The organism is Actinomyces succiniciruminis (assembly GCF_900002405.1).
Taxonomy (GTDB): domain Bacteria; phylum Actinomycetota; class Actinomycetes; order Actinomycetales; family Actinomycetaceae; genus Actinomyces; species Actinomyces succiniciruminis.
In genome coordinates this window covers 23,168-31,475 of the sequence record NZ_LK995510.1, presented here as the reverse complement: position 1 = coordinate 31,475, position 8,308 = coordinate 23,168, and the positions used below count along the sequence as shown (strand labels likewise).

At 71.4% G+C, this 8,308-nt stretch carries 9 protein-coding genes; all 9 read right to left on the bottom strand.

The features are described 5' to 3' along the window. A partial coding sequence (locus BN1056_RS08205) for an MFS transporter (RefSeq protein ID WP_210580304.1) occupies window positions 1–394 on the bottom strand: 394 nt, incomplete at its 3' end. After that, complete coding sequence (locus BN1056_RS08200; RefSeq protein ID WP_244671591.1) at window positions 391–663, bottom strand: MFS transporter; 273 nt, start codon at window positions 661–663, stop codon at window positions 391–393. The genes BN1056_RS08200 and BN1056_RS08205, both read right to left, overlap by 4 nt. 61 nt (window positions 664–724) lie before the next feature. After that, complete coding sequence (locus BN1056_RS08195; protein WP_210580302.1) at window positions 725–1,474, bottom strand: sirohydrochlorin chelatase; 750 nt, start codon at window positions 1,472–1,474, stop codon at window positions 725–727. After that, entirely contained in the window at window positions 1,471–2,358 is an 888-nt protein-coding gene (locus BN1056_RS08190) for a sulfite exporter TauE/SafE family protein (protein ID WP_210580299.1), read from the bottom strand. Before BN1056_RS08190 ends, BN1056_RS08195 begins: the two co-directional genes overlap by 4 nt. A gap of 39 nt (window positions 2,359–2,397) precedes the next feature. Next, on the bottom strand, window positions 2,398–3,210 hold the full coding sequence (gene cobA / locus BN1056_RS08185; protein WP_210580297.1) for a uroporphyrinogen-III C-methyltransferase: 813 nt from the start codon (window positions 3,208–3,210) through the stop codon (window positions 2,398–2,400). Further along, entirely contained in the window at window positions 3,207–4,559 is a 1,353-nt protein-coding gene (locus BN1056_RS08180; protein WP_210580295.1) for a sulfate adenylyltransferase subunit 1, read from the bottom strand. Before BN1056_RS08180 ends, cobA begins: the two co-directional genes overlap by 4 nt. A gap of 49 nt (window positions 4,560–4,608) precedes the next feature. After that, the gene (gene cysD, locus BN1056_RS08175) at window positions 4,609–5,541 is read right to left on the bottom strand and encodes a sulfate adenylyltransferase subunit CysD (protein ID WP_210580294.1); all 933 of its coding nucleotides are present in this window, start codon (window positions 5,539–5,541) and stop codon (window positions 4,609–4,611) included. A 53-nt stretch (window positions 5,542–5,594) separates the two neighbouring features. Then, on the bottom strand, window positions 5,595–6,461 hold the full coding sequence (locus BN1056_RS08170) for a phosphoadenylyl-sulfate reductase (RefSeq protein WP_210580292.1): 867 nt from the start codon (window positions 6,459–6,461) through the stop codon (window positions 5,595–5,597). After that, a complete protein-coding gene (locus BN1056_RS08165) occupies window positions 6,458–8,179 on the bottom strand; it encodes a nitrite/sulfite reductase (RefSeq protein ID WP_210580291.1) in 1,722 nt (573 codons plus the stop codon). Before BN1056_RS08165 ends, BN1056_RS08170 begins: the two co-directional genes overlap by 4 nt. Window positions 8,180–8,308 lie beyond the last annotated feature (129 nt).

The following is an 8,308-nucleotide window of genomic DNA, read 5'->3' as shown; positions in this document are numbered from 1 at the left end:
CCGCCGTCGTCGTGATCGGCGGGTTCACCAGCCCCAGGCTCAGACCGATCAGGGCGAACAGGCCCGCCAGGGGTGGCATGCCGACGTCGTCGGGGATGACCGCCAGAACGCAGCCGGCAGCCGCCAGAATCAAGCCTCCGAGCACGAGCGGCGGCCGGGTGCCTCGCGCCGAGACGAGACGACCCGATACGGGCGCGGCCACAGCCTGGCACAGGGCCAGCGGAATCAGGGCCGCGCCCGCCTGCAGCGGGGAGAAGCCGCGCGTCTCCTGCAGGTAGACGCTCATGATGAACATGAACCCACCTTGGACGGCGAACAGGGCCAGGGCGGTGATGACCGAGGAGGTGAACGGCACGGAGTGGAAGAAGCGCGGATTCAGCACCGGCTGACTCACGCGCCGCTCGACGACGACGAAAAGCGCCGCCGCCCCACCCGGTCGGCGGTTGTGCCCGCCATGAGCAGGAAGGCGGCGACCACCAGGGTGAAGGCGTCCACAGTCCACTGCAGCGCGGCCGTCGAGGCCCCCAGGTCGCGGCGCAGCGCGGGCAGGGCGACGTTGACCACGGAGGCGTTCATGGTGGAGATGAACAGGCTCATGCAGCAGGTGATCAGGATCCAGGTGCGTCGTCGTGCGGGTGCGGCGCCTTCCGGTGTGGTGCTCACCGCGGTCGCATCGGTTGTAGGCACGTCCCGTTCCCTCCCGCACTGGTGCTGCGGTTGCAGCTTAGCCCGCGGCCACGGGGGCTAAGCTGACACGCCCGCGGGCGCATTCGATACCGATTTCGCTGCCGACGGCCTCCCGGTAGCGTTGGGCGACCACGCGGGCGACCGCCGGGTGGGCGCCGATGGGAGCGGCGACGAAGCTCGCCTCGCTCCGGTGCAACGCGCGGGAGAACTTGCCCTCGGCGAGCAGATACGGGGCCACCGCAATCGTCCGCGCGCCCTCCCGGCGCCAGGAGGCCACCGCCTCCCGGGCCGTGGGCGAGGTCTTGGCCAGGTAGGCGGGCCGGACGGGAACACCGAGCTCCCGCGCCAGCAGCGCCGCCGCCTGCTCGGTCTCCCGCACGGGTCGACGCCTGAACGATCCCGAGCCGGCCAGCACGACGCCGTCGAGGCTGGTGACGGCAGTGCCGGCCTCCGCCGCTGCCTGCCGGAGGCGGTCGGCCACCACCTTGATAATCGTGGCTTCGGGCCCCAGATGCCGGGTGGCGCTGCCGGACCCGTGCTCGGCGAGCAGACCGGGCAGGTCGTGCAGGACGTGGTAGCCCCCACCCAGGAAGAAGGGGACCACGACGGGATCGTGCAGCCCCGAAAACGCCTCCCGGGCCGTCGGGTTTTGGAACTCCACGAAGCCGTGGCGCACGACGACTCCCGGCAGGAGGTCGGCCACTTGCGCACTGACCTGTTCGAGCACCGGGAGCGCGCCGGGTGCGCGGGTGCCATGCGCCAGCACCACCAGGGGACGCGTCTTCATGCCGCCTGCACCTCCGCGACGACGTTGGTGCGGCGGGTGCGGTGCACCGTGAGGGCGATGAGCGGCAGCAGCGCCGCAACCAGCGCCGACAGCGTCCACGCGGTGACCGTGGTGCTTAGACCGAGTGTCTCCAGAACCGTCACCGTATTCGTCACCACGATCAGGCCGCCGACAGCGGTTCCCAAGATCGTGCCCGGCATCCGGGACACCGCCCAGGCGGCCAGCGGGGCGGCCAACATGCCGCCGCCCAGCAGGGCGACGACGACGCCGAAGTCGATTCCGGCCGTCCCCAGCCCGAGGAGGAAGCCCAACGACGCGGTCACACTGACTATGAACTCGGCGGTGTCCACACTGCCGACGATGGTGCGCGGGGCGGTGCGGCCGCGCGACAGCAGGGTGGTGGTGACCACCGGCCCCCAGCCTCCGCCGCCGGTCGCGTCGATGAAACCGCCGATCAGGCCCAGTGGCGTCAGCAGCCGGGAGGTGTGGGGGCTGTTGCGTGCGGTAGCGCCGGTCGGCGGCCGCACGGCGAAGCGCACCAGCACATATATGCCCAGCACCAGCAGGATGGTGGCGGTCACGGGGGTCGCCGCGGCCGTGGCGAGCCGGGACAGCACGGTGGCGCCCAGGAATGCGCCGACGGCGCCGGGGACGGCGAGGCGGGCCACCAGTGCCCGGTCGGTGTTGCCCAGGCGCAGGTGGGAGACACCGGACATGAGCGTGGTCCCGATCTGGGACAGGTGGACGCTGGCGCTGGCCAGTGCGGGGCTCAGGCCGACGGCGAGCAGCAGCGAGGAGCTGGTGACGCCGTAGCCCATGCCCAGGGTCCCATCCACGAGTTGCGCGACCAGGCCGACCAGGGCGAGGAGGATGAGTGCGAGCATGATGATCCTTCAGGGCTGCCGGGGTCGTAGCCGGATGCACTAGCCGGGGACGACCCGCGTGTTCCATGCGGGGCTGACGGTGACGACGTCGCCGATGACGATGACCGCCGGAGCGGTGACGCCGACCTCGGTGGCGACGTCGGGCAGACATCGCAGCACGGTGGTGGTTACTCGCTGGTCGGGTAGGAAGCCGCGTTCGACGATGGCGGCCGGGGTGTCGGGGTCGGCCCCGGCCTGCAGGAGGATCGTGGCCGAGCGACGCAGGTGCGCCACTCCCATCAGGAGGATCAGCGTGTGGTCGCGCCGCGCCGGCACCGTGGAGACCAGCTCCTCGTGTGCGGTGACCACGGAGAAGCCGCGGGCAAGCCCCCGGTGGGTCACCGGGATGCCGGCGGCGGCCGGCACGGCGATGGCCGAGGTGACCCCGGGGACGATCTCCACGATGACGCCGGCCGCCCGGCAGGCCGCCGCCTCCTCACCGCCGCGGCCCAGCACATACGGGTCGCCGCCCTTCAGGCGCGCTACACGTTGCCCGGCGCGGGCCCGCTCCACCAGCACCGCGTCGATCTGCTCCTGCGGCAGCAGATGGTGCCCCGGACGCTTGCCCACGTCGATCACCTCCGTGCCGGGACCGGCGGCCTCCAGCAGTTGGCGCGGGGCGAGACGATCGACGACGACGACGTCGGCCCGCCGCAGCAGGTCCAGCCCGCGCACCGTGACCAGCCCCGGATCCCCCGGCCCGCCTCCGATGAGTGCCACCCACCCGGTGCCGGGACGGTCGGTATCCGGGACGCTTTCAACCTCCGGCGCGGGCCGTCCCTCGATGCCCGGGGCCGTGCTCGTCCGGCTCATGCCGCCAGTGGTGCGGACGCGCGCTCGCCCTCGAGGTGCACCATGCCCGCGGCGAGTGTCCAGCCGTCGAAGGGGTCTACGAGTAGGAAGGCGCCGTCGCTGCGGGAGCGGGCGTAGTCGGCCACGGGGAGCGGCTCGGACAGGCGCAGGCGGATGGTGCCGATGTCGTTGAGGACCAGGGTCTGTGCGGGCTCGGCGGTGAGGCCGTCGAGGCCGAGGACGGCCTCGATCGCGGTGACGATCGCCTGGACGGTACGCGTTCCGTGTTTGACGAGGACCCGGTCTCCCGGCTTGGCGGGGTGCTCGGACAGCCAGGCTACGCGGGCGGTGACATCCCGGAGCAGTTGCGGCGGGTCGGTGGCGGCGGCGAGCAGATCACCGCGCGTGATGTCGATGTCATCGGCTAGCCGCAGGGTCACCGACTGGCCGGCGTGCGCCTCCGGCAGGGCGGTGTCCGCGAGGTCGATGGCGGTGACCCGGCTGCGGCGCCGTGAGGGGAGAACCACGACCTCCTGGCCCACACGGACCGATCCCGCGGCGACCCGTCCGGCATAACCGCGGTAGTCGGACAGCCCCTCCGGCGCGGCCCCCTGCGGCCGAATGACCAGCTGCACGGGCAGCCGGAAGGCGCCGTCCGCCGACGTGGAGTCGGCCGGAATAGTCTCCAACAGCTCCAGGAGGGCGGGACCGCTGTAGAAGGGGGTCCGCGACGAGCGATGCACCACGTTGTCCCCCTCGAGGGCGCAGGTCGGCAGCGCCCGCAGGTCCTTGACCCCCAGCTCGGCGCCGGCGGCGGCCAGTTCGGCGACGATCGCGTCGTAGACGTCGGCGGAGAAGTCCACCAGGTCGATCTTGTTGACGGCGACCACCACGTGCGGGACGTTCAGGATTGCCGCCACGGCCAGGTGTCGGCGGGTCTGCTCCACTACGCCGTGGCGGGCGTCGACCAGCAGGACCACCACGTCGGCGGTGGATGAGCCGGTGACCGTGTTGCGCGTGTACTGCACGTGGCCGGGGCAGTCGGCCAGGATGAAGGAGCGGCGGGGAGTGGCGAAGTAGCGGTAGGCGACGTCGATGGTGATGCCCTGCTCCCGCTCCGCGCGCAGGCCGTCGGTGAGTAGGGCCAGGTCGGCGTGGGTCAGGCCGCGGTCCAGGCTCACTCGCTCCACGGCGGCGAGCTGGTCGCGCAGCACGGATTTGGAGTCCACTAGGAGCCTGCCGACGAGGGTCGACTTTCCGTCGTCGACGCTGCCGGCGGTGGCCAGGCGCAGCAGACCGGCGGTCGGAGACGGTTGCAGAGTGGGTTGGTCCGCTGCGGCGCGGGCGGACTCGGAGGGGGTGATGGTCATAGGTTTCTCCAGGGTGCGTGTCTGGTGGGTTCGCAGGGTGGGATGGGAATCAGAAGTAGCCTTCGCGCTTGCGGTCCTCCATGGCGGACTCCGACAGGCGGTCGTCGGCCCGGGTGGCACCACGCTCGGTGAGTGTGGAGGCGGCCACCTCGACGGCGATCTCGTGGTTGTTGGCCGCCGTCGAGTCCACGGCGCCGGTGCAGGACATGTCGCCCACGGTGCGGTAGCGCACGGTGCGGGTGGTGATGGTCTCGCCCTCCTGCGGCTGGGTCACCGGGGTGACGGCGAGCCACATGCCGTCGCGCGAGAAGACCTCCCGCCGGTGCGCGTAGTACAGGCTTGGCAGGACGATGTCCTCGCGCTCGATGTAGCGCCACACGTCCAGTTCGGTCCAGTCGGACAGGGGGAAGACGCGCAGGTGCTCGCCGGGGGAGTGACGCAGGTTGAGCAACCGCCACAACTCGGGGCGCTGGTTGCGGGGATCCCACTGCCCGAACTCATCCCGCAGGGAGACGATGCGCTCCTTGGCGCGCGACCGCTCCTCGTCGCGGCGGGCGCCGCCGATGACGCCGTCGAAGCCCTCGGCGCGGATGGTGTCCAGCAGCGGGCGGGTCTGCAGCGGGTTGCGGGTGCCGTCCGGGCGTTCGCGCAGGCGGCCGTCATCGATGTAGTCCTGCACCCGGGCGACGAGCAGGCGCGCTCCAGCGGCGGCGACCGTCGCGTCACGGTAGGCGAGCACCTCGGGGAAGTTGTGGCCGGTGTCCACGTGCAGCAGGGGGAAGGGCAGCGGCGCCGGCCAGAAGGCCTTGCGGGCCAGGTGCAGGATGACCACGGAGTCCTTGCCGCCCGAGAACAGCAGCACCGGGCGCCGGCATTCGGCGATCACTTCACGGATGATGCCGATCGCCTCGGACTCGAGGGCGTCGAGGTGATCCGCAGGGGCGCTGGTAACGCCGGTAACGCTGTCTGTGGCTGTGGTCATGGGGCTCTCCAATCGGTTCCGCGGTTTCGTGTTCGGGGCGTGCGGGGTGGCGGTCACAGGTGGATGCCGCACTCGGTCTTGGCGAATCCGGCCCAGCGTCCGGAGCGGGGATCCTCGCCCGGGGCGACGCGCCGGGTGCAGGTCTCGCAGCCGATCGACGGGTATCCGTCCGCCAGCAGTGGGTTGACGACGACGTCGTGCGCGGTCGCGTACTCCAGCAGGTCGTCGAAGCTCCAGGCCGCCAACGGGTTGAGCTTGACGATCCGGTGGTTCTCGTCGAAGGCGACCAGTGGCGCGTCGGCGCGGGTGGGGGAGTCCTCGCGGCGCAGGCCCGTGGCCCAGGCCTCGTAGCCGGACAGGGCGCGTGCCAGTGGTGCCACCTTGCGCAGGTGGCAGCACTTGGTGGGGTCGCGCTCATAGAGGCGCGGTCCGTACTCGGCGTCCTGCTGGGCGATGGTGAGCTCGGGCAGGACGTCTATGACGGTGACGTCCATGGTGCGGGCGACGGCGTCACGGGTCTGCTCGGTCTGGGGGAAGTGGAAGCCGGTCTCTAGGAACAGCGTGTCGACGCCGGGAATGCGGGAGGCTACGACGTGCGGCAGGACGGCGTCCGCCATGGAGCAGGCGACGGCCAGGGAGCCGGGAAAGGTCTCGGCCGCCCAGGCGACCACCGCCTCGGCCGAGGCGTTCGAGCCCAACCGTGCGGCGCCGTCGGCGGCGATGCGCCGCAGTTCGGCCTCGCTGCGGCGGGGGGCCTGTGCGGAGCGAGGACGGTTGGCGCCACGCGCGACGAGCCGGCCGTAGGGGTTGACGCCCGCAGGGGATGCCGTGGGGGCGGTCGCCGGGGCGGTGTCGGCCGTCAGGACGGGGATGGTGGCTGCGCGCAGCCCGGCCAGGGGCGCGATACCTTCGGTACTCATACCAGTTCCTCCTGCGCTGCCCGCTGCGCCCACTGGGCGAAGGACTCTCCCTCGGTGCGCCCCGCGGCATAGCGGCGCACGACGCGTTCGATGTAGTCGGTCAGGTCGGTGGCGGCCACCTTCAGGCCGCGCACGGTGCGTCCCAGCTCGGCCTCCTCGTGGCCGGCCGACGCCAGGCCGCCTCCCAGATGCACCTGGAAGCCCGGTACCTGCTGGCCGTCGACGGTGATGATCTGCCCCTTGAGACCGATGTCGGCGATCTGGATGCGGACGCAGGAGTTGGGGCAGCCGTTGACGCTGATGGAGATCCGCCGCTCCAGGTTGAGGTCCGCCAGGCGGGCGTCGAGCTCGGCGGCGACCCGCGCGGCCAGGGACTTGGTCTCCACGATCGCGAACTTGCAGAACTCCAGGCCGGTGCAGGCCAGCAGCGAGCGCGTGAACGGCCCCGGATCCGGGTCGATGCCGAGCTCCCGCAGGCCGGCCACGGCCTCGTCCACGCGCTCGGCGGGCACGTCCAGCAGCAGGATGTTCTGCAGCGGGGTTGTGCGCACTCGGTCCGAGCCGACCGTTTCCGCCAGGTCCGCCAGTCCCAGCATGGTGTCGCCGGACAGGCGGCCGACCGGCGGTTTGCCGCCGATCCAGTAGTGTCCGTCCTTCTGCCGGTGGACGCCGATGTGGTCGGCCTCGCCGACGGGTGGCGCGGGGGCGGGGCCGTCGGACAGCTCGTAGCCCAGGTACTCCTCCTGCAGGACGCGGCGGAACTTCTCCGGGCCCCACTCGGCCATGAGGAACTTCAGTCGGGCCTTGTTGCGCAGGCGGCGGTAGCCGTAGTCGCGGAAGAGCCGGATGGCGGCCCACCACACGTCGCTGACCTGGTCGGGCCGCACGAATGCGCCCAGGCGCTGCCCGAGGAAGGGTGCGGTCGACAGGGCGCCGGCGATCCACAGGTCGTAGCCGGGGCCGTACTCGGGATGGTTGACGCCCACGTAGGCGATGTCGTTGATCTCGTGGAGGATGTCGAGCGTGGGGGAGCCGGTGAAGGCGGTTTTGAACTTGCGGGGCAGGTTCGAGATCTCGGGGTTGCCGAGAAACGTGTCGCGGATCTGGGCCGCGGCGGCAGAGGGATCGATGATCTCATCGGGGTCGATTCCGGCCACGGGGGAGACGAGGATCCCGCGCGGGGTGTCGCCGCAGGCCTCGATGGTGATCAGGCCGACCTCCTCCAGTATGCGCCACAGCTCCGGCACGGACTCGATCTGGATCCAGTGCATCTGGAGGTTCTGTCGATCGGTGACGTCCAGGGTGCCGCGGGCGAACTCGTTCGACGCCCGGCCGAGGACGCGCATCTGCTTTACGGACAGGGACTGGCCATCCATGCGCACCCGCTGCATGAAGTACCGGTCGGACAGCTCGGCGGGGCTGAGCTGGGCGGTGCGGCCCCCGTCAATGCCCTGCTTGCGCTGGGTGTACAGGCCCCACCAGCGAAAGCGCGTGTGGAGGTCGTCGTCCGGGATCGCGTCGAAGCCGGCGGCGGCGTAGGTGGACAGGATGCGGTCGTGCGCGCCGAGCGGATCGCCGTCCTGCTTGACGACCTCGTTGGGGTTCAGGGGCTTGCGGCCGTCGATGCGCCACTGGCCGTTGGCGCGGCCGGCGCGCGGCGGGCGGATGGCGCGGCCGGCGCCGGCGTCGCTTGTGGGCGGGTTCTTGATCGGGCTCATGTCTCCTCCAGGCTGGTGGTGCATGAGCGTCCGGAGTCATCGTTTCGGGGACTCGCTCCGGATCGGTGCTATCAAGTGACCGCCGGCTGCTGGCCGGGAGTGATCCACTTGGTGCCGTGCGGCTCCGGA

Coding starts and splice junctions, on each gene's coding strand:
- BN1056_RS08180 (WP_210580295.1), bottom strand. CDS start 4,559: ATGACCATCACCCCCTCCGAGTCCGCCCGCGCCGCAGCGGACCAACCC.
- BN1056_RS08195 (WP_210580302.1), bottom strand. CDS start 1,474: ATGAAGACGCGTCCCCTGGTGGTGCTGGCGCATGGCACCCGCGCACCC.
- BN1056_RS08190 (WP_210580299.1), bottom strand. CDS start 2,358: ATGCTCGCACTCATCCTCCTCGCCCTGGTCGGCCTGGTCGCGCAACTC.
- cobA (WP_210580297.1), bottom strand. CDS start 3,210: ATGAGCCGGACGAGCACGGCCCCGGGCATCGAGGGACGGCCCGCGCCG.
- BN1056_RS08165 (WP_210580291.1), bottom strand. CDS start 8,179: ATGAGCCCGATCAAGAACCCGCCCACAAGCGACGCCGGCGCCGGCCGC.
- cysD (WP_210580294.1), bottom strand. CDS start 5,541: ATGACCACAGCCACAGACAGCGTTACCGGCGTTACCAGCGCCCCTGCG.
- BN1056_RS08170 (WP_210580292.1), bottom strand. CDS start 6,461: ATGAGTACCGAAGGTATCGCGCCCCTGGCCGGGCTGCGCGCAGCCACC.